Consider the following 23,845-nt stretch of genomic DNA (forward strand, 5'->3'; position numbering starts at 1 on the left):
GGCATGTGCCCCATGACGAATATTCACGAGGAACGCGCGAGTACACGGGAGAGTAACGGTGGCGGGTACGACTTTGTCGTCGTAGCTAACCGATTGCCCGTGGATCGTTCAATCGACGACGAGGGAAACTCATCGTGGCGACGCTCCCCGGGTGGACTCGTCAGTGCATTGGCACCGGTAATGTCATCGCATGCCGGTGCATGGATCGGTTGGCATGGTGCATCCGACGAGGAGCTCGAGCCTTTTGACCACGATGTCTTCCACCTCGTGCCGGTCCCCCTCTCCGAGGGCGAGGTCCGTCGATACTATGAAGGCTTTTCCAACGCCACCATCTGGCCGTTGTATCACGACGTCATCGCCCCACCAGAGTTTCACCGTACTTGGTGGGATACCTACCGCACGGTGAACCGCAGGTTCGCGGAAGCGGCGGCCGATAGCGCTGCACAGAACGCCACCGTTTGGGTGCAGGACTACCAATTGCAACTCGTCCCTGCGATGTTGCGCCACCTCAGGCCGGACCTGACGATTGGGTTCTTTGACCACATCCCCTTCCCGCCTTTGGAAATCTTTGCCCAGTTGCCGTGGCGGAAACAGGTTCTCACTGGCCTCCTCGGCGCGGACCTTCTCGGATTTCAACGCCCCGGTGACGCCAGCAATTTCAGGCGCTGTTGCGACAAGATTTTGGGAGTCCAGTTCGACGGCGAAAGGGCCGAGGTTACCCAAACCCCACAGGAGCAAAGCGGGGACGAAGGCAATGAACGGTTCCACCGCGCATACACGACGGCGATGCCCAACGTCACGTCACGTCGGCGGGCTCGGAAAGAGCGACTCAACCACGACCTACCCACGTGGATCACACGGGCGACGTCTTACCCCATCTCCATCGACGTGGAAGCCGTGACCGAGATGGCCTCACGTCCGTCGACCAAGCGTCGCGCCGAGCAGATCCGGCAAGAGTTAGGCAATCCCGAGACGGTGTACCTCGGCGTGGACCGGCTGGACTACACCAAGGGCATCCGCCATCGCCTCAAGGCCTATGGTGAATTGCTCAACGACGGCGACCTCACCGTGGAGAATTCAACGATGATTCAGGTTGCGAGCCCGTCCCGTGAACGAGTCGCCTCCTATATTGAGCTCCGGGAGCAGATCGAGGGGATGGTCGGTCGCCTCAACGGCCAATTCGACACCATGGCGCATACCGCGATCCGATATCTCCATCACGGATACCCGTTTGAAGAGATGATCGCCCTCTACCTCGCCACGGATGTCATGGTCGTCTCTTCGCTCCGTGACGGCATGAACTTGGTAGCCAAGGAATACGTGGTGAGCCACCTCGACCACACAGGTGCACTAGTGCTCTCCGAATTTACGGGGGCTGCCGAACAGCTCCCGGATGCGATCCAGATTAACCCGCACGATATAGACGGGTTCAAGGATGCGTTGCTGTACGCCAAGAACATGCCCCTCGAGGAACGCCAAGCGCGCATGAAGGCCATGCGTGAGCAGATCTTTGCTCACGACGTCGAGGATTGGTCGACTCGCTTCCTTGACGATCTCTCCCGCACGCGGGAGGACGATCTGGGCCCAGAACCCAAGACGGATGAGTTGCCCATGATCGGTGATCTCGACCGCGGGCACGGCCCGTTCCCGACGCCGGCGGTCGAGGAAGAGCTCCAGCGCGCGGCCGCGGCTCCGAACCTCCTGGTCGCCATGGACTTCGACGGCACGCTGGCCCCCTTCACCAATGTTCCTGAAGAAGCCCGAGCCCTTCCCCTCTCCCAGTCCTCCCTCGAGGATCTATCAGAACAGCCGGACACCTCGGTTGCCCTGATTTCTGGTCGGCCGATGAGTTTCCTCAAGGAGGTCGCCGACCCGAATGGAAAGATGCTTCTCTCCGGTTCTCATGGTGGCGAGTTCGACTACTCTGCGGCCGGGAAAGAATCGCCCGAGCTGAAACTCACCGAGTCCCAGAAGAAAGCGCTGGCCCAAGCCACCGAGGCCGTCCAGGAGCTCGTCGACCGCCACCCAGGCTCCGAGATCGAGTACAAACCCGCGGGGGTTGGTTTCCACACCAGAACCATGGGCGACGACGACGCCGCACAGTCCGCGGAAGCGGAAGCCGTCCGCATCTTGAAGGACATTCCGGGCGTCAGACTGTCCCCAGGACAATACGTCGTCGAATGCGCCGTCCTCGAGGTCACGAAGGGCGACGCCTTGGACCTCTTCAAGGACTTCACGGGTGCGGACATCACAATCTTCGCCGGCGACGACCTCACGGATGAAGACGCGCTCAAAAATCTCGAGCCCCAGGACCTCGGCGTCAAGGTGGGCCGTGCGGAATCTATCGCCCGAGTACGAGTCACCGGCCCGGAGGCGATGTCGCACGCGCTGGCGCGCTTGGCACACCTCCGCCGTCAACACACTCGAACCAGCGACGACGTAGAAAATTCACTTCGGGAAGACTAGTTCAGTCCGATTGAACGACCGGGCCCGGTGCCGCCCGCTCCAGGTCAGCACCGGGCCCGGTATTGAGGCAGCAAACATACCCACCGACCAACACATAGTATAAAATTGAATTATCGTGTAAATCATTTGGAGAGAGGTAATCATGTCCGACACGATGACCGCCATGACCTACTACGGCGAACACGATATTCGATTCGAGGAACGGCCTAAGCCGAAGCTCATCGACCCGACTGACGCCATCGTCCGCATCACGAAAACCACCATCTGCGGTACTGACCTTGGCATATACAAAGGCAAGAACCCCGAGATCGAATCGGCTGCCCGGGAAGCCACCGGAAGCTGGAACGGCCGCATTCTGGGGCACGAAGGTATTGGAATAGTTGAGGAGGTCGGCGACGCCGTCACCTCCATCAAACCTGGCGATCGGGTATTGGTTTCCTGCATCTCACGATGCGGCACCTGCGAGAACTGTCAGAAGCAGCTCTACGCCCACTGCCGGCAGGGCGGCGGATGGATCATGGGCTACATGATCGACGGCACGCAAGCCGAGTACGTGCGTACCCCGTTCGCCGACAATTCTCTCTTCCACCTCCCGGCAGGCATCGACACCGACGTCGCAGTCTTCCTCTCGGATGCTCTCCCGACGGGCCACGAGATCGGCGTGATCAATGGCCAGGTGGCCCCCGGTAAGGACGTGATGATTGTCGGCGCAGGCCCCGTGGGCATGGGAGTTCTCCTGACGGCTCAGTTCTATTCACCAGCGAATATCATCGTCGTGGACATGGACGACAACCGGCTCGACATGGCCAAGCGCATGGGCGCTACGCACACCATCAACCCCGGCAAGGAGAGCCTCGAGGACCTTCTCGCCACCGTTACCTCCGGCCGAGGGGTCGACACGGCCATCGAAGCCGTTGGGCTCCCCGCAACGTGGGAACTCTGCTCGAACAGTGTGAAGGAGGGCGGCCACATCGCCATCGTTGGCGTCCACGGTAAGCCCGTGGAATTCGAACTGCAGAAGGCATGGATCAAGAACCTCACCATCACGACCGGCCTCGTCTCCGCGAATACGACCAATATGCTCATCAAGGCCGTTCAGAACACGCATCTGCCGATCAAGAGCCTGGCCACTCACCACTTCGATTTCGCCGACATGGAGAAAGCTTGGGATGTCTTCAAGAATGCAGCCGAATCCCAGGCAGTGAAGGTGGTCATTAACCACTAGGAATCGCGCCTTCCCACGTTCACCAAATCCACGAAAAAGGGGGTCGGCGCCATGCGGCGCCGACCCCCTTCTTAACCCAAATGGCTCTTAAATGGATAAAGGGAGGCGGTTAGCATCATCACGATGCTAACCGCCTCCCTCATCACTCAAAAATATTTTCGGCGGCGACCTACTCTCCCACACACCTACCGGGTGCAGTACCATCAGCGCTAAGAGCCTTAACTACCGGGTTCGGAATGAGACCGGGTGTACCCCTCTTGCCATAACCACCGAAAAACCTTCAACCACAACCACACCACAAACGGTGCAGCCGGGAAACCTCAAACAACACACCCCAAATTTACAGGGTTGTTATCCCAAAACCATACAGTGAACGCGACACACCACAACAAGTCCCACTACATCTTCATAGCAACAAAAAACATTATTTGTGTGATAAACCTTCGGCCTATTAGTACCAGTCAACTCCACCAGTCTTCAGTCCTGGCTTCCATACCTGGCCTATCAACCCCGTCATCTACAGGGAGCCTCACACCCCACAAAAGGGGCAAGGAGAACTCATCTCGAAGCAAGCTTCCCGCTTAGATGCCTTCAGCGGTTATCTCTGCCGAACGTAGCCAATCAGCCATGCACCTGGCGGTACAACTGACATACCAGAGGTTCGTCCGTCCCGGTCCTCTCGTACTAAGGACAGGCCTCCACAATTCTCCAACGCACGCAGCGGATAGGGACCGAACTGTCTCACGACGTTCTGAACCCAGCTCGCGTACCGCTTTAATGGGCGAACAGCCCAACCCTTGGGACCAACTCCAGCCCCAGGATGCGACGAGCCGACATCGAGGTGCCAAACCATGCCGTCGATATGGACTCTTGGGCAAGATCAGCCTGTTATCCCCGAGGTACCTTTTATCCGTTGAGCGACGGCCATTCCACAATGAACCGCCGGATCACTAGTCCCGACTTTCGTCCCTGCTCGACCTGCCAGTCTCACAGTCAAGCTCCCTTGTGCACTTACACTCAACACCTGATTGCCAACCAGGCTGAGGGAACCTTTGGGCGCCTCCGTTACTCTTTAGGAGGCAACCGCCCCAGTTAAACTACCCATCAGGCACTGTCCCTGACCCAGATCATGGGCCGAGGTTAGACATCCAATATGACCAGAGTGGTATTTCAACAACGACTCCACCACGACTAGCGCCGTAGCTTCACAATCTCCCACCTATCCTACACAAGCCACACCGAACACCAATACCAAACTATAGTAAAGGTCACGGGGTCTTTCCGTCCTGCTGCGCGAAACGAGCATCTTTACTCGTACTGCAATTTCGCCGAGTTCATGGTTGAGACAGTAGGGAAGTCGTTACTCCATTCGTGCAGGTCGGAACTTACCCGACAAGGAATTTCGCTACCTTAGGATGGTTATAGTTACCACCGCCGTTTACTGGGGCTTAAATTCTCCGCTTCGCCGAAGCTAACGGGTCCTCTTAACCTTCCAGCACCGGGCAGGAGTCAGTCCGTATACATCGTCTTGCGACTTCGCACGGACCTGTGTTTTTGATAAACAGTCGCTTCCCCCTGGTCTCTGCGACCCATACACGCTCCCCACCGCAAGGGCAGTTCACGCTCAAGGTCCCCCTTCTCCCGAAGTTACGGGGGCATTTTGCCGAGTTCCTTAACCATGATTCTCTCGAACGCCTTAGTATTCTCTACCTGATCACCTGTGTCGGTTTAGGGTACGGGCAACTAGAACCTCACGCCGATGCTTTTCTCGACAGCATAGGATCACCGAATCCCCCCACAAACGGGGGTCCCATCACATCTCAGGCACACAGGCCGCGCATTTAACAACGACCAACCCTACATGCTTAGACCACGACAACCACCGCGTGGCCCGGCTACCTTCCTGCGTCACACCCGTTAATGCGTTTACCGCCCCGTATCAGGTCCCATGCCAACAACACACCAGCACACAAAGTGCACCAAACATGCTGCCAGGATGGTTAGTCTCAACGGTTTAGTATGGACGGTTCTTCGTCGGTACGGGAATATCAACCCGTTATCCATCGACTACGCCTGTCGGCCTCGCCTTAGGCCCCGACTAACCCAGGGAAGATTAGCTTGACCCTGGAACCCTTGATCATTCGGCGGATACGTTTCTCACGCATCATTCGCTACTCATGCCTGCATTCTCACTCGCGTACACTCCACCACACGTTCACACGGCAGCTTCACCGCAGTACACGACGCTCCCCTACCCAACAACAAAAAAGTTATTGCCACGACTTCGGCGGTGTGCTTGAGCCCCGCTACATTATCGGCGCAGAATCACTTGACCAGTGAGCTATTACGCACTCTTTCAAGGATGGCTGCTTCTAAGCCAACCTCCTGGTTGTCTCAGCAACTCCACATCCTTTCCCACTTAGCACACGCTTAGGGGCCTTAGTCGATGATCTGGGCTGTTTCCCTCTCGACAATGAAGCTTATCCCCCACTGTCTCACTGCCGCGCTTACACTTACCCGCATTCGGAGTTTGGCTGACGTCAGTAACCCGATCAGGCCCATCAGCCAACCAGTAGCTCTACCTCAGATAAGCAACACGCGACGCTGCACCTAAATGCATTTCGGGGAGAACCAGCTATCACAGAGTTTGATTGGCCTTTCACCCCTACCCACAGCTCATCCCCTCCATTTTCAACTGAAGTGGGTTCGGTCCTCCACACGCTCTTACACGCGCTTCAACCTGGCCATGGGTAGATCACTCCGCTTCGGGTCTAGACCGTGCCACTGCAACGCCCTATTCAGACTCGCTTTCGCTACGGCTACCCCACACGGGTTAACCTCGCGACACAGCACTAACTCGCAGGCTCATTCTTCAAAAGGCACGCCATCACCCCAAAAGGCTCTGACGGCTTGTAGGCACACGGTTTCAGGTACTATTTCACTCCCCTCTCGGGGTACTTTTCACCATTCCCTCACGGTACTGATACACTATCGGTCACAAGAAAGTATTTAGACTTACCAGGTGGTCCTGGCAGATTCACACGAGATTCCACGAGCCCCGTGCTACTCGGGTATCAACACCAACACCGGCACAATGATTTCAGCTACAGGACTCTCACCCACTCCGGTTCACCATCCCAGATGATTCGCCTATCACCACACCAAGCATCACCAGCCAAGTAAGAACTGGTACGCATTGACCCCACAACACCCATGATGCAACCCCTTACCGGTATCACACACCACAGGTTTAGTCTCATCCGCTTTCGCTCGCCACTACTCACAGAATCATTATTATTTTCTCTTCCTGAGGGTACTGAGATGTTTCACTTCCCCCCGTTCCCTCCACACACCCTATACATTCAGGTGCGGGTCACTACCCTTGACAGGCAGCGGGGTTTCCCCATTCGGAAATCCTCGGATCACAGCCCAGTTATCGGCTCCCCGAGGCATATCGCAGATTCACACGTCCTTCATCGGCTTCTTATGCCCAGGCATCCACCGTGCGCCCTTAACGATTTAACACACGAATAATCACCACAAAGACATTCACATAGAACAATACAACCCACCACACCACAACGATGCGGCAGATCATAAGATGCTCGCGTCCACTATATAGTTCTCAAACAACAACCCCACACCAGAAACACCACCACACAACCATGCAGCAACACCCCTGGAAGGGACAACCAAGACAACAACCCACAGGTTCATTGCCTCAAAACCCAACAGTGCGCTTCATCCACCACCAACACCACACACGCGGCATCAGCGGAACGAACATTGTATTCCACCCATGAGCAAACCACCTGCACAACACTCGTGCACAGCATGGCCAACCAAAAGTTGAGCTCCTTAGAAAGGAGGTGATCCAGCCGCACCTTCCGGTACGGCTACCTTGTTACGACTTAGTCCCAATCGCCAGTCCCACCTTCGACGACTCCCCCCACAAAGGGTTAGGCCATCGGCTTCGGGTGTTACCGACTTTCGTGACTTGACGGGCGGTGTGTACAAGGCCCGGGAACGTATTCACCGCAGCGTTGCTGATCTGCGATTACTAGCGACTCCGACTTCATGGGGTCGAGTTGCAGACCCCAATCCGAACTGAGACCGGCTTTTTGGGATTAGCTCCACCTCACAGTATCGCAACCCATTGTACCGGCCATTGTAGCATGCGTGAAGCCCAAGACATAAGGGGCATGATGATTTGACGTCATCCCCACCTTCCTCCGAGTTGACCCCGGCAGTCTCCTATGAGTCCCCACCATCACGTGCTGGCAACATAGAACGAGGGTTGCGCTCGTTGCGGGACTTAACCCAACATCTCACGACACGAGCTGACGACAACCATGCACCACCTGTACACCAGCCCCGAAAGGAAACAACATCTCTGCTGCGATCCGGTGTATGTCAAGCCTTGGTAAGGTTCTTCGCGTTGCATCGAATTAATCCGCATGCTCCGCCGCTTGTGCGGGCCCCCGTCAATTCCTTTGAGTTTTAGCCTTGCGGCCGTACTCCCCAGGCGGGGCACTTAATGCGTTAGCTACGGCGCGGAAAACGTGGAATGTCCCCCACACCTAGTGCCCAACGTTTACGGCATGGACTACCAGGGTATCTAATCCTGTTCGCTCCCCATGCTTTCGCTCCTCAGCGTCAGTAACAGCCCAGAGACCTGCCTTCGCCATCGGTGTTCCTCCTGATATCTGCGCATTTCACCGCTACACCAGGAATTCCAGTCTCCCCTACTGCACTCTAGCCTGCCCGTACCCACTGCACACCCGGGGTTAAGCCCCGGGCTTTCACAGCAGACGCGACAAACCGCCTACGAGCTCTTTACGCCCAATAATTCCGGACAACGCTTGCGCCCTACGTATTACCGCGGCTGCTGGCACGTAGTTAGCCGGCGCTTCTTCTGCAGGTACCGTCACTTTCGCTTCTTCCCTGCTGAAAGAGGTTTACAACCCGAAGGCCGTCATCCCTCACGCGGCGTCGCTGCATCAGGCTTGCGCCCATTGTGCAATATTCCCCACTGCTGCCTCCCGTAGGAGTCTGGGCCGTGTCTCAGTCCCAGTGTGGCCGGTCACCCTCTCAGGCCGGCTACCCGTCGTCGCCTTGGTAAGCCATTACCTCACCAACAAGCTGATAGGCCGTGAGCCCATCAAAGACCAGTACAAACCCTTTCCACCAACAGAGCATGCGCCCATTGGTCATATCCGGTATTAGACCCAGTTTCCCAGGCTTATCCCAGAGTCCAAGGTAGGTCACTCACGTATTACTCACCCGTTCGCCACTCATCCACCCGGTGCAAGCACCAAGCTTCAGCGTTCGACTTGCATGTGTTAAGCACGCCGCCAGCGTTCGTCCTGAGCCAGGATCAAACTCTCCGTTAAAAAACAAACAAAGAGAAAAACCCGAGGCTCAACAAAATAAAACCCCAACAAACAACCATCACGGGGTGATGATCAAACGTTCATCAGGTCATGCTGAAACCAACAAGAATTTCTACAAAAAACATTGGTACAACATTCTATAAACAAAGCACACTATTGAGTTCTCAAACAACGAGCCCATCAGGAACTAACACCGCTCTAAGCGATGATCACTCCCGTGGTCTTGCTCGAACAACCTTACCGGCCGTTCCTCGGCGAGTCAACTTGACGTTTCCGCCTCGTTCACTTCGTCGACACCCTTCTGAAACCGAAGCTTCAGAGAGTCACAATATTTCAGTTTATACCCTTCAGATCTCCGACGCAAGTCGACAATCTGAAAGAAAGCGAAATTTGTGGAAGCCACTTCCAGGTCTTGGACCCGGTCGCCGTGGCAACTCGCATTACTTTACATACGTCAACGGGCCCTCGCAACTCGAGGGCCCGTGATGTGGGTTACCGTATTCGGGCTCGCGCCCTCTCTTCTAGGAAGAGGCTTGTGACCGCAGGCGAGAGACCTCGTACAAGGCGATTCCGGCTGCCATCGACGCGTTCAACGACTCCATCGCCGAATCGATGGGAATAGAGACGATCTGATCGCACTTCTCGGCGACCAGCCGGGAGAGTCCTTTGCCCTCGGATCCCACGACGATGCACAGCGGTTCGGTCGCCAGATTGAGATCGGGAAGGGCGACGTCGCCGTCGCCGGCCAGACCAACGACAAAAACGCCCTGGTCTTTCAGCTGATCAATCACGCGATTGAGGTTGCTCGCTTTGGCAACAGGAACTCGTGAGACTGCGCCCGCACTAGTCTTCCACGCAGACGCCGTCACACCGGCGGCGCGACGTTCGGGAACGATCACCGCGTGGCCGGAAAAGGCCGAGACGCTACGGATAATCGCACCAAGGTTGCGTGGATCAGTGATCCCATCCAGGGCCACAAACAGCGGGGGCTTCGAGAGGTTCCCTGCATGCCATTTCTCCAAGACGCTGGCCGTCATGTCTCCGGCGTCGGGGTACTTATAGGGAGGGACCTGCAGAGCGACGCCCTGATGGACGGCGCCCTCGGTCAGGCGTTCAATTTCTCCACGCGTGATTTCCAGGGCCGGGATATTGCGCCGCGTCACGGTGGTGAGGATTTCACGGATCCGCTCATCCTGCTCCAGGTTCGCCATCACAAAGATGTGTTTGGCCGGGATGTCCGTACGCAGGGCCTCGAGTACGGCGTTCCGCCCCGTAACCAATTCTTCACTCGTGCGTTTGCCGCCGAGTCGCTGCTGGCGGGCAGGACCAGCCGAGCGTTGCTGACGTTCAGCCAGCTTCTTCGCCTTATGAGCTTTGTGGTAGGGGCGATCCTCGGCGCGCGGAGTCGGGCCCTTGCCCTCGAGGGAACGGCGTCCCTTGCCACCTGAGCCCTTCAAGGGGGCTCGCTTCTTCTTTCGGATCGCGCCGGGGCGATTCACGTCAGCCATTTTTGCCTTTCTGATCCGGTTCGGTCTTAGACCGACCAGCTTGATCCGTCAGCGGAATCTTTCACGATGATTCCCGCTGCGGACAATTCGTCGCGGATGTGGTCAGCACGGTCCCAGTCTTTCGAGGCCCGTGCGTCGGCTCGTTGGGTCAAGAGTGAGCGGATCAACGTGTCCAAGGCCTGATGCTCCGCGTTCGACGATCCAGCGGAACCGAAGTCCATCAGCTGCGTCAAACCCAAAGCATCCGTCATCGCTCGAACGGCGTCAGCTTCAGCCTCGACCGTGCTCCCGTCTTTGGCCGACAGCGCCGAGTTTCCCGTCCGTACATGCTCGTGCAAGACGGCCAAGGCCTGAGGAATATTCAGGTCATCGTCCATGGCCCGGCCAAATTCTTCGGGCACCTCAGCAAGTCCCGAGCCTCCGCCAGCATTGACCAAGAAGTTTTCTACCCGCTCAACCGCCGTCTTCGCCTCGTCGAGCGAGGTGGGCCGGTAGTCTAGGATCGAACGATAGTGCGCCTGGCCGAGGTAGTAGCGGACGACGAGGGGTCGGGCGGTTGCCAACATTTCCTCCGGGGAAACCGTATTGCCAATCGACTTCGACATTTTGTCGCCCTCGTACGTGACCAACCCATTGTGGAGCCAAAAATTGGCAAACCCACGGCCGGACGCCGTCGACTGGGCTAGCTCATTTTCATGATGAGGGAACCTGAGATCAAGGCCGCCACCATGAATATCGAAACTTTCACCGAGATATTTTCCGGCCATCGCCGAGCACTCCAGATGCCATCCCGGACGCCCCCGACCCCACGGCGACTCCCAAGAAGCAGATTCCGGCTCGTCGTCTTTATGCCCCTTCCACAAGGCAAAGTCTCGGGGGTCCTTCTTGCCTCGGGGGTCGGCGTCGGGCGCGGCCTGCATCTCGTCGATGCTCTGCCTGGTCAAGGATCCGTAGCTCTTCCAGGAACGGACGTCGAAGTACACGTCTCCCGAATCATCGAGGGCCGGGTAGGCGTGGCCGTTATCGATGAGCTCCCGGATCATGGAAATCATCTCGGGAATGTGACCGGTGGCCCTCGGTTCATAGGTCGGTTGCTCGATACCCAAAGCCTGATAGGCCTGCCCAAAAACGCGTTCGAAGCGGTAGGCCAGAGCCCACCACGGCTCCCGCGGGTGTGTGCCCGTGTATCCCTGTTCAAAACTCTTGGCCGAATTCACCAGAATCTTGTCATCGATATCGGTCACGTTCCGAACGGTGGTGACGGCGTAGCCGCGGTACCTCAGCCAGCGGCTGAGCTGGTCAAAGACGAGAGCCGAACGGACATGGCCGATATGCGGCATGCCCTGAACAGTGGCGCCACAGTAATAGAGCCGAGCCTCCCCAGGGAAGACGGGCTCAAAATCTCGGACACTGGCCGTATCGGTACTGTAAAAACGCAAGCTCACGCAGTCAGTCTAACGAGAATGCGAGCTCGCTTCGTCGTCCACGCCCAAAGCCCCGCATCGACGCGTTAAACGACAAATGCGCGCCCCTCCTTGGTGGAGGAACGCGCTTTCACCGTGATGCGGTCGCTAAAGCATTACGCCTCGAGAATTTTGTCGAGCTCCGTCTCTGCGGCTTCCTCGTCGATATCCTTGGCCAATGCGACCTCGGAGGACAGAATCTGACGAGCCTTCGAGAGCATCCGTTTCTCTCCAGCGGATAGCCCCTTGACCTGTTCCCGGCGCCACAAGTCGCGGACGACCTCGGCAACCTTGAGCACATCGCCGGAAGCAAGCTTCTCGGAATTGGCTTTGAAACGACGGGACCAATTACTAGCTTCCTCGACGTCCTGAGCCTGGAGAACGCCGATGACCTCCTGAAGGCCCTTTTCATCGACGACATCTCGGACGCCCACCATGTCGACGTTGTCCGCCGGGACCTCAATCGTCAGATCGCCCTGCGCGACCTGCAATTTGAGATACATCTTCTCTTCACCTTTGACGGTGCGCGTCTTGATCTCTTCGATCGTCGCCGCTCCGTGGTGAGGGTAAACGACGGTTTCGCCAACCTCAAAAAGCATATGGATTAACCCCTTTCAGCCAATCCAGTTTACCACGGCCTCAATACACCCCCTTGAGGCGAGTTTCGGACAATGAAGCTCATCAAATTCTGAGGTCTTCGACACCCTTCACATTCGGACTCTGGCCTCCAATCGTGGGGAGGGCCACCTCGTCAGCGCACAGGTTCACGCTGCCTGCGGCACGCGATATTCCTGGATACCGACGAAGCGTCCACAAAAGGCGCTAAACTTACGTGAGAATGAGTCTTCGGCGTTCTCCTCAGAACGCCGGCCGATCCTCGCATCACCACACAAGGAGTGAGACGTGAAGTCTTTTGCTCGCCAGAACGTCCGGCGCGCCGGTGTCACGATGGCTCTTGCCGCAGCCGTTCTGTCCGCAACCGGTTGCGGTTACATCCATCAGCAACCGACCACCATTCACTACGCCGCCTCCGACGGCGTCCAGGCCAATGTTGCCGACGCCAAGTTCCGCAACGTCATGGTGATTGCCAAGGACAAGAACTCACCCGGTCGCTTGCTGGGAACCGTCGTCAACTCCTCAGATAAAGACCTGACACTGACGATCGACACCGGCGACGCGAAAGCCGACGTCAAGGTCCCCGCCAACGGCGAGGTCCGTTTCGAGCAGAAGGAAACCCTGCTTAAGCCCGTCGGCAAGGCACCGGGCGAACTCTTGGAAAACACCAAGATCAGCTCCGGCGCACAGAGTACGACGGCCAATATTCCGGTCCTCGACGGCACGCTGGACGAGTACAAGCAGTACCTTCCGAACTTGGCCGAGACCAGCTCGTCACCGAGCGCCTCCTAACAACCCTGTCGGCCGCGCCAGCGGCACAACGCTCACGAGGCCCCGTTTCCTTGATGGAAACGGGGCCTCGTGGCGTTTTGGCGGTGAAGCCCCCGAGCAAAACGACGGGGGCTACCGGCGGTTTACGGCTCGAATTTGTAGCCGAGGCCGCGGACGGTGACCAGGTACCTCGGGTGCGAGGGGTCCGGCTCGATCTTGGACCGAAGCCGTTTGATGTGAACATCGAGTGTCTTGGTGTCGCCGACGTAGTCGCTTCCCCACACGCGATCGATCAGCTGCCCGCGGGTCAGCACGCGTCCCGCGTTGCGGAGGAGCATCTCCAGCAATTCGAACTCCTTGAGTGGCATCGCCGTCTGTTCACGATTGACGCTCACCACGTGCCTCTCAATGTCCATGCGCACCGGGCCGCCCTCGACCGTGGACGAGACAAGTTCTTCCGTTTCGCTCTGCCGGCGTAAGACCGCACGGATTCGGGCGACAAGCTCCCGGGAAGAATACGGCTTGGTGACATAGTCATCCGCGCCCAGCTCCAAGCCGACGACCTTGTCGATCTCCGTGTCCTTGGCGGTCAGCATGATGATCGGAACCTGCGAGCGCTGACGAATCTGTTTGCAGACCTCCGTGCCCGACTGGCCTGGGAGCATCAGATCGAGGAGAACGAGGTCGGCTCCGGCACGATCGAATTCGGCGACGGCGTCGAGGCCGTTGTCGATGACCGTCACTTCAAACCCCTCGCGGCCCAAAAGAAATGCCAGGGGCTCGCTGAGGGCTTCCTCATCCTCGATTACCAGGATTCGCGTCATGCGAGAGATTCCTCCTCGTCAACCCCGGCTTTGCCGGGTATGGGTAGTTTCGTTGTCCGCGTCTGGCGCGGAAGGTTGATCCATCCTGAGGATGGATACGGGTTCTTGATCGCGGACCGGCGCGGGCTCCGATTCCGCCTCGCGCAGGTCTCGTTCGGTCGCCTCGTCGAGCTCGGGAAGCGTCACGGTAAACGTCGAGCCTTGCCCGGGCGTGGACCAGAGCGAAATTTCTCCGCCATGTTGGGCCATCACGTGTTTGACGATCGACAGGCCTAAGCCGGTACCGCCGGTTTGCCGCGAACGCGCGGCGTCTACCCGATAGAAACGCTCGAAGATTCGGTCTTGTTCGTCCTCCGGAATCCCCGGGCCCTGGTCTTTGACGGAAATCGCGATCATGCCGTCTTTAGATCGTATGCCAACGCCGATTCGGGTGTTATCCGGCGAATATCGGATGGCGTTATCGATCAAGTTGCGGAGGGCAGTCATCAACAGTTCCGGGTCTCCGTGAACGGGTCGAGTCGCGGCCCCTCCCACGCGAATGGAGATGTTCTTGTTTTCGGCCGTCAATTTGTTGCGGTCTGCGGCCTCGTGAACCAACTGATTCACGTCAATAATCTTGCCCTTTTGGACGATGTCCGTTCCCTGAAGCCGGGAGAGCTCGATGATGTCATGCACGAGGGCTGTGAGTCGCGTCGTCTCTTTGTGCAGCCTTTTCGTGAAGTGTCGAACCGCCTCAGGATCCTCCGACGATCCCTCGATGGCCTCGGCCAAAAGCCGGACGGCTCCCACGGGGGTTTTGAGCTCGTGCGAAACGTTGGCCACAAAGTCCGTACGAATCGCCTGGGCTCTGGTGATCTCGGTGCGATCGTCGGCAAGCATCAGAATGTATTCGTCCGCCACGGGGGCAATCCGAACGTTAAGCACGAGGACTCCCTGGCCCATCGGGCCGCGGGATATTTCGACGGTCTTTTCCAGAATCACGCCATCCCGCCGGACTTGCCGGATGAGGTCCAGGAGTTCGGGTTGGGTAAGGCTGTGCCCGCGCACGAGCCCGTACGCATAGGAACCTTGCGAGGCCCTCACGACGCCGTCGACCGCGTCCACCAAGACGTAGGCTTGCCCCACGACGGCCAAGACCTGTGCCGCGCCGTCGCTGATGGTAGGTTCATCCACCACCGCCCATTCGGCGCGTTGGCGGTCGCTTTTGCGCAACGCAAAGTGGCTGACCAGACCGAGAGAAAGCCCGATCAGGCACCACATCAGAGCAAAGGCGACAGAACTCACCCCTACAGCTTAAGCATAAGTATGGACCGAAAGAGGCTTTCGTGGCTTCATCAGACGATGGGTTCAACTAAGGTTCACCCAAGACCGAGGTCTCGTTCATGAGAGATTGGAATTCTGGGAACAATAGTTCCGTGATGTCAGGAAAGGACCGTATACCGTGCGCAAAGTTTTTCAGGCCGAGCTCCAACAGGTGGGAGACGACCTCGTCGAAATTGCGACTCTCGTCGAGGCCGCGTTCGACCGCGCGGCGGATTCGTTGTTGAACGCCGACGTGCAAGAAGCCGAAGAGGTCATCTCGAATGATGCTCGGATCGATTTCTTGCAGAACCAGCTCGACGAGCGTTCGATCGATCTCCTGGCCCTCCAAGGTCCCGTGGCTTCCGACCTTCGCATGATCGTGGGAGCCCTGCGCATGAGTGCTTCTCTCGAACGGGCCGGCGACCTCGCCCGCCACGTAGCGCAGGTCGCCCGGTTGCGTTTCCCCGAGCCGGCCGTGCCCACCGATCTGGTGCCGACCTTCCAGGAAATCATCGACCTGGACAAGACCATCATCAAGTCCGTCATCCAGCTCTTGGAGACCCGAGAGCTGAGCTACGCGGATGAGGTGTACACCGCGAAGGCACGCATCAACACCCTCCACGAATCGGTCTTTTCCCACATCGCAGAGGCCTCGTGGGGCAGCAACGCTCAGACGACGATCGATATGACCCTCGTGTCGCGCTACATGGAGCGCTTTGGTGACCACGGCGTTTCCGTGGCACGCAAGGTGACCTACTTGGTGACCGGAGATTGGGACTCGCAGCCGAACCCCGCGTCCTAAGACCCGCTCTACGCAAAAGATCCGCCCCACGAGGAAGTCCTCGTGGGGCGGATCTTTTCTATTGGCCTTCCAGGAGAGCCGAAATCTTCGCCGACGGAAGGGTTACTTCTTGCCCTGGTTTGCGACGGCCTTGATGGCGTCCTGAGCGGCGTCGGGGTCGAGATATTCGCCCGGCTTGGTGGGGGCGAAGTTTTCGTCTAGCTCGTAGTACAGCGGAATTCCGGTCGGGATATTCAGACCGGAAATCTCCTCGTCGGAGATGCCATCCAGGTGCTTAACCAGCGCACGCAACGAATTGCCGTGGGCCGCCACGAGCACCGTCTTCCCGGACGCCAAATCCGGCTTAATGCCCGATTCCCAGTACGGAAGCATGCGCTCGAGCACGTCCTTGAGGCACTCCGTACGCGGGGCATCGTCCACGTCTGCATAGCGTGGATCGTGGGCCTGGGAGAACTCGGAGTCGTCGGACAGCGGGGGCGGCGGGACGTCGTAGGACCGACGCCACTGCATGAACTGCTCCTCGCCGTACTTCTCGCGTACCGCGGCCTTATCTTTCCCCTGGAGATCCCCATAGTGGCGCTCGTTGAGGCGCCAGTCGCGCTTCACCGGAATCCACAGACGGTCCGCCTCGTCCAAGGCGATGTTCGCGGTATTCATCGCGCGACGAAGCAACGAGGTGTGCACGACGTCGGGCAGGATGTTCCTTTCCCTGAGGAGCGCACCACCCTTCGCAGCTTCGGTGCGGCCCTGTTCCGACAACGGAACGTCGACCCAGCCGGTGAACAGGTTCTCTCGATTCCATTCGCTCTGTCCGTGACGGAGCAAAACAAGTTTGTACGTTTCAGCCATGCCCCCATTGTTCCACTTTGAGCGCCCTCATGAGTCGAAACTGTGGGTTAACGACGCATGCCCCGGGCGAACCCGGGGCATGCGTGAGGATGAACATCGACGGCGCTACCTTCGGGTGCGCACCGCCGGACGAACGTCGGCAAGAAATACACCGACCGCGGAGGCGGCGATGAGCTGGATAAACAGGCTCGGCGATCCACCTCGGAAAGCACTGAACATAGACAGCAAAGCGCCCAGCAAGCACGCGCCGGTCACGAGCACCCAAAATTTCTTGGTGCGCTTGAACGCGGACTGGTAGGCGTAGTCGCTCGCGCCCAGGGCGGAGATGAAGGCCCACAACGCCAAGGCAAAGAGAATGAGCCCCAACGCAAAGTTGATGAAATGCTCAGCCATCAGCACGATGTTCAAAATATGCATGGGCCTTAGCCTACCGTGGACCGGTGAATTTCAGGGCACGCGACAGATCCGTCCACAGGTCCTCGACGTCCTCGATTCCCACGGACAGCCGCAATAGTGACGGGCTAACACTCGGCGCCTCCCCCGCATGGCGGCGGCGTCGTTCGATGAGGGACTCCACGCCACCCAGCGACGTCGCCGGCGTCCAGAGCTGGGTCTGCTCCGTCACGCGTTCGGCGGCTGCGGCGCCGTCACGCAGAGTGATCGACAAGATGGAACCGAAAGAACTCATCTGAGCCGCCGCACGGTGATGCCCACGATCCGTACTGAGACCGGGATACCGCACCTCGTCGATGGCCGGATGGTCAGCCAACCGCTCGGCGAGAATTTGCGCCGACGACGAAGACTGCTTGAGACGTAGAGCCAGAGTTCGCATCCCCCTCAGCCCCAACCAGGCTTCGAAGGGGCCCGGGATGGCACCGGCGAGCGAACGTTCGGCAAGAGCCGCCGCGCGGAGGTCGGGATCCCGGGTGACCACGGCGCCCAAGACGACGTCGGAGTGACCGGCCAGGTACTTGGTCGCGGAATGAACGACGTAGTCGGCCCCCCAGACGAGTGGCCTTTGAACGAGTGGCGTGGCGAAAGTGTTATCCACCGCCGTCCGGACGCCCAGGTCGCGTGCCGCCGCGAGCAAGGTCGGGAGGTCGGCGACTTCCAGCATCGGGTTGGTGGGGCTTTCGAGCCAGAACAAGACGTAGGGTGCGGCGGCGCCAGGCACCGAACCCGGGAGGGCCCGAACCTGCTGGGTGAGCACCTCGAGAGTCGCCTCGGTATCTTCGACGGGCACCTCGACCAAAGTGCAGATACCCCGCTCGGCCATCTGACGGACCAAAGCCATTGAACCGAGGTACGTATGCTCCGGCATCACGATGATTGATCCGACCGGGACCTGCCGCACCACCGCCGCGACCGCAGCCATACCCGAGCTGAAGAGCAGGGCCGGAAGTTCGGAGCCCTCGAGGTCGGCCAGGACAGTTTCGAAATCTTCCCATGTGGGGTTGGTGTACCGACCGTAGGTCCGATCCGACGATTGCACGTCCCCGGTGCCATGAAAGGTCGAGGACAAGACGACCGGTTGATTCACCGGCTGGTCATGTTCTCTGGGCGGTCGTCCGGCGGACACCACGAGGGTGTCGCGAGAGAATTCGTTCCGACGTTCGGCTCCGGCAGATTCGGCGCCAAGGTCTGCGGGGTCTAGCTCCGTCGCGTCGGAGTCAACTGGGCTGTGGATATCCGTCGAATTCTGCTGCATGGTCCACAGGGTACCGGCGTCCCCTGCCCTAACGCCCGTAGACTACGGCGTACGTCGTCGGCGATTCGATAGGCTACGAGGGTGACATCAACCCTGAGCTATTCCCGTGACTCCCCCGCACCGCAGAAGCCGGGGATCTTCATCGTCTTCGAAGGCGGCGACGGTAGCGGCAAGTCGACCCAAGCCCGACTTCTTCGCGATCGACTCCTCGAACTCGATCGACCCGTCACGCTGACGCGGGAACCGGGAGGCACCGATATCGGCGAACGGATCCGCGCCCTCGTTTTAGACCACGGGCAAGGCGAGATCGACGCTCACACCGAAGCACTCCTTTACGCGGCGTCTCGAGCCGCCCACGCCCACCAGCTCATCGCCCCGGAACTCGACGCCGGCCGAATCGTCATCTGCGACCGCTACATCGACTCTTCAGCCGCTTATCAAGGAGCTGGGCGTGGTCTCGGCGAGGAGAACATCACGAACCTCTCTCGATGGGCCACCGAGGAGCTTCTTCCCGATATCACCGTGGTGCTCTCGGTGGATGTGGCAGACGCACGACGTCGCATGGCAAACCGGGGTGCCGCGGACCGGCTCGAATCCGAGCCCGACGAATTTCACCTCAAGGTTCAGGAATCTTTTCGGTCGTTGACCAGTGACGCGACCTCTGGCCGGGTCCGGGTCGATGGCACGGGAGAGCCCCACGAGGTAGCCGCTCGCGTGTGGGAAGCCGTCGCCCCGGTGCTCCGGGAGGAGGGGACGCGATGAACGTTTGGGATCAATTGGTGGGTCAGCCCCAGGCCGTGAAACAGCTCCGCAGGGCGGCGGCCTCTGAGGCGGTTCCGCACGCCTGGCTCTTCACGGGGCCTCCCGGATCGGGCCGGTCCGTCGCCGCACGCGCTCTGGCAGCGGGACTCTTGTGTGAACGCCCCGATCCCTCCGAACGAGGCTGCGGAGAATGCAAGTCCTGCCGGACCGCGATGTCCGGGACCCATGCCGACGTCACGAATTTCGCGACCGAAAACGTCAGCATCAAGATCGAAGAGGCTCGCGAGCTCGTGGTCAAGGCCCAGGATCGGCCCGCCGTCGGGCGCTGGCGGATCATGGTGGTCGAAGACGCCGACCGAATGCCCGAGCGGACCTCGAACGTTCTCCTCAAGGCGATCGAAGAACCGCCACCACATACCGTGTGGTTGCTCTGCGCACCGAGCCCTATCGATGTCCTCGTGACCATTCGTTCCCGGTGCCGCGCGGTGAACCTCAAAGTTCCCGGCGCCGAGGAAGTCGCGGAACTTCTGGAACGTCGCGATGGGGTCCCCAGCGAGACGGCCCTTCGAGCCGCACGGCTCGCTCAGGGGCATATCGGTATCGCCCGTCGATTAGCAATGTTCCCCGATGCGAAGCAACGCCGAGAAGACGTGGTGCGGTTGCCTCTGGGTCTGGACGGGATCAGCTCGGCCGTGGCCGCCGCCGAGCGTCTGATCTCCACGGCAGAGGCGGAAGCTGCCGCAGACGCCGAAGAACGGAACGAGCGGGAAAAGAATGATCTGCTCGTGACGCTCGGCGCCCCAGAATCGGGCCGGGTTCCACCCACGGTCAAGGCTGCGATCCGTCGGTTGGAAGAGGACCAAAAGCGTCGTGCCCGCCGCATTCAAGTCGATACACTTGATCGCTTCTTGATCGATCTCACGACGTTCTTCCGGGATGTCTTGACGCTGCAGCTCAAGACGGGGTCATTGCTGATCAACCATCACCTGGAACGAGAGCTCGGAGACTACGCCCTCAACTCCAGCGCCGAACGCACCCTCGAGCAGATCGATACGATCAACCTCACCCGACGTCGCATCTCGACCAACGTCAACCCACGGCTCGCCTTCGAGGCGATGGCGGCCAGCTTAATCCAAAGACACTGAGGCCGCGGCCCAGCGCTCCCGAGTGCGGTGGGACCGATTCAACCGACCGCACCGCTCGTCCCGAAGCCGCGGCGTCGTCCGTGACCGCTAGTTACGGAACCCGTGCACCGGCGACGGGATATGCCCGGATCGCCGGACGAAGACCTCAGACGACCCCTGGTGAGCCGGCATCACAGGTGCCCGCCCCAAAAGCCCACCAAACTCGATCAGGTCGCCCACCTCCAAGCCCACAGCCGGGATCACACGGACGGCCGTGGTCTTGTGATTCATGACCCCGATGGCGGCCTCGTCGGCGATCATCGCGGATATGGTTGACGCGCTGGTTTCTCCAGGGACGGCGACCATGTCCAAGCCGACCGAACAGATCGCGGTCATCGCCTCGAGTTTGTCCAAAGTGATCGCGCCCTGAGCAGCGGCCTCGATCATGCCGATGTCTTCGGAGATCGGGATGAAAGATCCGGACAGGCCGCCGACGCGCGAACACGCCATCAGACCGCCCTTCTTCATCGCGTCATTAAGCAGAGCCAGAGCCGCCGTGGTCCCGTGAGTTCCGACGATTTCCAAGCCCATCTCTTCCAGCACGCGGGCCACGGAGTCTCCGACCTCGGCCGTGGGCGCCAGGGAAAGGTCCACGATGCCGAAATCCACGCCGAGTCGTTCCGCGGCGAGGTTTCCCACCAGCTGGCCGACCCGGGTGATCTTGAATGCGGCCTTCTTAATGGTTTCGGCACATACGTCCAATGACGCGCCGGGAACCTTCTCCAGGGCACGTTTGACCACGCCGGGCCCCGAGACACCCACGCTCACCACGCAATCGGCTTCCTGAACCCCATGGAACGCCCCTGCCATAAAGGGGTTATCCGAAACGGCATTCGCAAAGACGACGAGCTTGGCGCAACCAGAGCCGTGTGAATCGGCCGTGAGATCGGCGGTGCGTCGGATGACCTCGCCCATCTGCTGGACGGCTGTCATGTTAATTCCGGCGCGGGAGGAGCCGATGTCGACCGACGAGCAGACGACGTCGGTTTCCGCGAGCGCGTTGGGGATCGAGTCCATGAGAATGCGATCAGCAGGACTTTGGCCCTTATCGACGAGGGCCGAGAATCCACCGATGAAATCCACGCCGACGGCTCGAGCTGCGGCGTTGAGGGTCCGAGCGAATTCCGTGTAGTCGGAGTCCGAGGAGGCCCCGGCCACGAGCGCTATCGGGGTTACGGAAATGCGCTTATTGATGATCGGGACGCCCAATTCGGCCTCGATACCGCGGGCGACCGATACGAGATTGCGAGCGTACCGGGTGATTTTTTCGTAGATTTTCTGCCGGGCGCGTTCCCCATCGGAATCGATGCAGTCGAGCAGGGAGATTCCCATGGTCACGGTTCGGATGTCGAGCTTATCTTCCTCGATCATCTGAATCGTTTCGAGGATATTCGCGTTAGTTTCCATCATGAGCGCCGTCCTTAGAGGCTGTGCATCGCTTGGAAGATGGATTCCGCCTGAATCCGGATTTTTACCTTGGCGGACTCACCCACGGGCTCCATGGCGGCCTGAATATCCTCAATGGTCTGGGAATCTTCGTCGAATTCCCCCTGCATGATCATGGTGAAGTAGTTTTCCATCAACGTCTGAGAAACGTTGAGGATGTTGACGTGTTGTTCGGCCAAACCGGATGACACCGCGGCGATGATGCCCTCATGATCCAGGCCCGTAACAGTGAGGATAATTTTCATGTCGTTCTTTCTGGGAGGCTGTAGTCGAGGTCGGCTATTCCTGGGTTTCGGCTTCGCTCTTCGCGCGAAACCTCAGCGCACGCGCACGTTTCAATTGACGCCTCTCGCCACGTTGCGATTCGTCTGAGTCGCGCGGGGCGCCGTAGGTCTTACGCAAAGAGTACCGGCCGTCATCGTTCATGGCGTCTTGGCTCTGTGACAGATCATTTGGTTTGCCCCGGGAATCGAAGGCGATACCAACCCATCGGGACCGCACATCCGAATCAATAAAGACGGCCTTGAAAAACAAGGTCAACGGGACCGCGAGAATTGCGCCCAAGGGGCCGACGATGGCGGACCAAAAGATCAGCGATACGAAGGTGACCGTGGTGTTCAGGCCCACCGCGTCGCCGGTGATCTTCGGTTGAATCACGGCCTGAGCCACAAAGTTTATGACCGAGTACAACACCACGACCCAAATGGCGGTGGCGGGTCCACCGGCGAGCAGGCCAAGCAACGCGGGCGGGATCAGGCCAATGATGAATCCAACGTTCGGAATGTAGTTCGTGACGAAGGAAAACACGCCCCAGGTAAACGCCAGGGGCACGCCGAGGATCATGAGGGCGATCGTGTCCAAGACGGCGACGATGGCGCCGAAAATAGTATTGACCACCCAATATTTGGACGTGCGGTGGGTGAAGTCCGCGAATGCCGCGCCGAGACCGGGCTGGGAGGTGGTCAGGCGTTCGCGGCGTCCCGTAACGACCGTGGAGTCGATAAAGAGGAAAGCCATGACCATGACGAGCACGAACATCTGGGAGCTGGCCGAGGAGAGTCCGCTGAGTATCGTGGTCACCGCGCTCAGGACCCGCGCCGGTTGCATGAAGTTCAGGATCGACTGACCGATGTCGGTTTCGTTTAGCCCCAGATCGGACATCCATTGTTGAGCCTGCTGGTACAGGACCCCAAACTTTCCGCTATATCCGGGCAAGGTGTCGACCAGTTGCACGACCGCCACCACCATGGAAGCGATGATTGCCAACAGGATCGCATACAGGAATAGCGCCACGGTCACCGTGGAAAGCCACCGCGGTAGCTTGCGATCTTGGAGCCATAGTCGCATCGGGCGAACAGCCACGACGAGCGAAAAGGCTAAGAACATGGGACCGAAAATCTCGGAAATGGACTTGAGGCCACCCATGAGGACGACGAGGGCGGCAAGGGCAACCAGGGAGACGACGCCCATGGGCAAGCCGTACCCCCGGTGGCTTTTCTCGTCGGCTTGGGTCATAGCTCTCTGAGT

17 protein-coding genes and 3 rRNA genes are annotated in these 23,845 nt (G+C 59.0%); 6 read left to right on the forward strand and 14 right to left on the reverse strand.

Annotated elements, in window-relative coordinates; genetic code table 11:
• Nucleotides 1-12 precede the first annotated feature (12 nt).
• Together otsB and B9Y51_RS02965 are read left to right on the forward strand one after the other, a co-directional pair.
• The gene (otsB, locus tag B9Y51_RS11425; protein ID WP_126855773.1) at nucleotides 13-2,466 is read left to right on the forward strand and encodes a trehalose-phosphatase; all 2,454 of its coding nucleotides are present in this window, start codon (nucleotides 13-15) and stop codon (nucleotides 2,464-2,466) included.
• A gap of 142 nt (nucleotides 2,467-2,608) precedes the next feature.
• Nucleotides 2,609-3,691: a zinc-dependent alcohol dehydrogenase family protein gene (locus B9Y51_RS02965; RefSeq protein WP_085528717.1), complete on the forward strand. Its 1,083-nt coding sequence runs from the start codon at nucleotides 2,609-2,611 to the stop codon at nucleotides 3,689-3,691.
• A gap of 156 nt (nucleotides 3,692-3,847) precedes the next feature.
• Here the strand turns inward: B9Y51_RS02965 and rrf are convergent.
• From rrf to B9Y51_RS02995, 6 genes are all read right to left on the reverse strand, one after another.
• Nucleotides 3,848-3,965 (reverse strand): 5S ribosomal RNA (gene rrf, locus B9Y51_RS02970).
• Between the two features lie 157 nt (nucleotides 3,966-4,122).
• Nucleotides 4,123-7,216 (reverse strand): 23S ribosomal RNA (locus tag B9Y51_RS02975).
• 337 nt (nucleotides 7,217-7,553) lie between these two features.
• Nucleotides 7,554-9,084, reverse strand: a 16S ribosomal RNA gene (locus B9Y51_RS02980).
• The 16S, 23S and 5S rRNA genes sit together here, the layout of an rRNA operon.
• 521 nt (nucleotides 9,085-9,605) lie before the next feature.
• On the reverse strand, nucleotides 9,606-10,592 hold the full coding sequence (rlmB, locus tag B9Y51_RS02985) for a 23S rRNA (guanosine(2251)-2'-O)-methyltransferase RlmB (protein ID WP_085528718.1): 987 nt from the start codon (nucleotides 10,590-10,592) through the stop codon (nucleotides 9,606-9,608).
• Nucleotides 10,593-10,618: 26 nt separating this feature from the next.
• Entirely contained in the window at nucleotides 10,619-12,037 is a 1,419-nt protein-coding gene (gene cysS, locus B9Y51_RS02990; protein WP_085528719.1) for a cysteine--tRNA ligase, read from the reverse strand.
• 134 nt (nucleotides 12,038-12,171) lie between these two features.
• Complete coding sequence (locus tag B9Y51_RS02995; RefSeq protein WP_048681292.1) at nucleotides 12,172-12,654, reverse strand: CarD family transcriptional regulator; 483 nt, start codon at nucleotides 12,652-12,654, stop codon at nucleotides 12,172-12,174.
• Nucleotides 12,655-12,958: 304 nt separating this feature from the next.
• Between B9Y51_RS02995 and B9Y51_RS03000 the strand changes: the two genes are divergently transcribed.
• Entirely contained in the window at nucleotides 12,959-13,462 is a 504-nt protein-coding gene (locus tag B9Y51_RS03000) for a hypothetical protein (RefSeq protein WP_048681290.1), read from the forward strand.
• Between the two features lie 122 nt (nucleotides 13,463-13,584).
• On the opposite strand, the gene B9Y51_RS03005 is transcribed toward B9Y51_RS03000, so the two are convergent.
• Together B9Y51_RS03005 and B9Y51_RS03010 are read right to left on the reverse strand one after the other, a co-directional pair.
• On the reverse strand, nucleotides 13,585-14,265 hold the full coding sequence (locus tag B9Y51_RS03005) for a response regulator transcription factor (RefSeq protein WP_048681286.1): 681 nt from the start codon (nucleotides 14,263-14,265) through the stop codon (nucleotides 13,585-13,587).
• An 18-nt stretch (nucleotides 14,266-14,283) separates the two neighbouring features.
• Entirely contained in the window at nucleotides 14,284-15,549 is a 1,266-nt protein-coding gene (locus B9Y51_RS03010; RefSeq protein WP_425432048.1) for a sensor histidine kinase, read from the reverse strand.
• A 157-nt stretch (nucleotides 15,550-15,706) separates the two neighbouring features.
• Between B9Y51_RS03010 and phoU the strand changes: the two genes are divergently transcribed.
• Nucleotides 15,707-16,369, forward strand: coding sequence for a phosphate signaling complex protein PhoU (phoU, locus tag B9Y51_RS03015; protein WP_048681278.1), 663 nt, complete (start codon nucleotides 15,707-15,709; stop codon nucleotides 16,367-16,369).
• A gap of 102 nt (nucleotides 16,370-16,471) precedes the next feature.
• Here phoU and B9Y51_RS03020 read toward each other — a convergent pair whose 3' ends face one another.
• The 3 genes from B9Y51_RS03020 to B9Y51_RS03030 form a co-directional block, all read right to left on the reverse strand.
• Nucleotides 16,472-17,218 (reverse strand): phosphoglyceromutase, encoded by a 747-nt coding sequence (locus tag B9Y51_RS03020; RefSeq protein ID WP_085528721.1) that lies wholly within the window; start codon nucleotides 17,216-17,218, stop codon nucleotides 16,472-16,474.
• A gap of 105 nt (nucleotides 17,219-17,323) precedes the next feature.
• Nucleotides 17,324-17,635 carry a DUF2516 family protein gene (locus B9Y51_RS03025; RefSeq protein ID WP_048681274.1) on the reverse strand — a complete coding sequence of 104 codons (312 nt, stop codon included), beginning with the start codon at nucleotides 17,633-17,635 and terminating at the stop codon, nucleotides 17,324-17,326.
• A gap of 10 nt (nucleotides 17,636-17,645) precedes the next feature.
• The gene (locus tag B9Y51_RS03030) at nucleotides 17,646-18,926 is read right to left on the reverse strand and encodes a trans-sulfuration enzyme family protein (RefSeq protein ID WP_085528722.1); all 1,281 of its coding nucleotides are present in this window, start codon (nucleotides 18,924-18,926) and stop codon (nucleotides 17,646-17,648) included.
• 81 nt (nucleotides 18,927-19,007) lie between these two features.
• On the opposite strand from B9Y51_RS03030, the gene tmk reads away from it, so the two are divergent.
• Complete coding sequence (gene tmk, locus B9Y51_RS03035) at nucleotides 19,008-19,688, forward strand: dTMP kinase (protein ID WP_245826033.1); 681 nt, start codon at nucleotides 19,008-19,010, stop codon at nucleotides 19,686-19,688.
• Nucleotides 19,685-20,833 carry a DNA polymerase III subunit delta' gene (locus B9Y51_RS03040; protein WP_085528723.1) on the forward strand — a complete coding sequence of 383 codons (1,149 nt, stop codon included), beginning with the start codon at nucleotides 19,685-19,687 and terminating at the stop codon, nucleotides 20,831-20,833. The genes tmk and B9Y51_RS03040 overlap by 4 nt, the downstream gene beginning before the upstream one ends.
• 87 nt (nucleotides 20,834-20,920) lie before the next feature.
• Here the strand turns inward: B9Y51_RS03040 and B9Y51_RS03045 are convergent, their stop codons facing one another.
• The 3 genes from B9Y51_RS03045 to B9Y51_RS03055 are packed head-to-tail and all read right to left on the reverse strand — an operon-like array spanning nucleotide 20,921 to nucleotide 23,833.
• The gene (locus B9Y51_RS03045; protein ID WP_126855806.1) at nucleotides 20,921-22,282 is read right to left on the reverse strand and encodes a PFL family protein; all 1,362 of its coding nucleotides are present in this window, start codon (nucleotides 22,280-22,282) and stop codon (nucleotides 20,921-20,923) included.
• Between the two features lie 11 nt (nucleotides 22,283-22,293).
• Nucleotides 22,294-22,563, reverse strand: coding sequence for an ACT domain-containing protein (locus tag B9Y51_RS03050; RefSeq protein WP_048681269.1), 270 nt, complete (start codon nucleotides 22,561-22,563; stop codon nucleotides 22,294-22,296).
• A gap of 34 nt (nucleotides 22,564-22,597) precedes the next feature.
• Nucleotides 22,598-23,833 carry an AI-2E family transporter gene (locus B9Y51_RS03055; RefSeq protein WP_158088240.1) on the reverse strand — a complete coding sequence of 412 codons (1,236 nt, stop codon included), beginning with the start codon at nucleotides 23,831-23,833 and terminating at the stop codon, nucleotides 22,598-22,600.
• Nucleotides 23,834-23,845 lie beyond the last annotated feature (12 nt).

Origin of the sequence: Kocuria massiliensis, assembly GCF_900169715.1 — a bacterium.
GTDB lineage: Bacteria > Actinomycetota > Actinomycetes > Actinomycetales > Micrococcaceae > Rothia > Rothia massiliensis.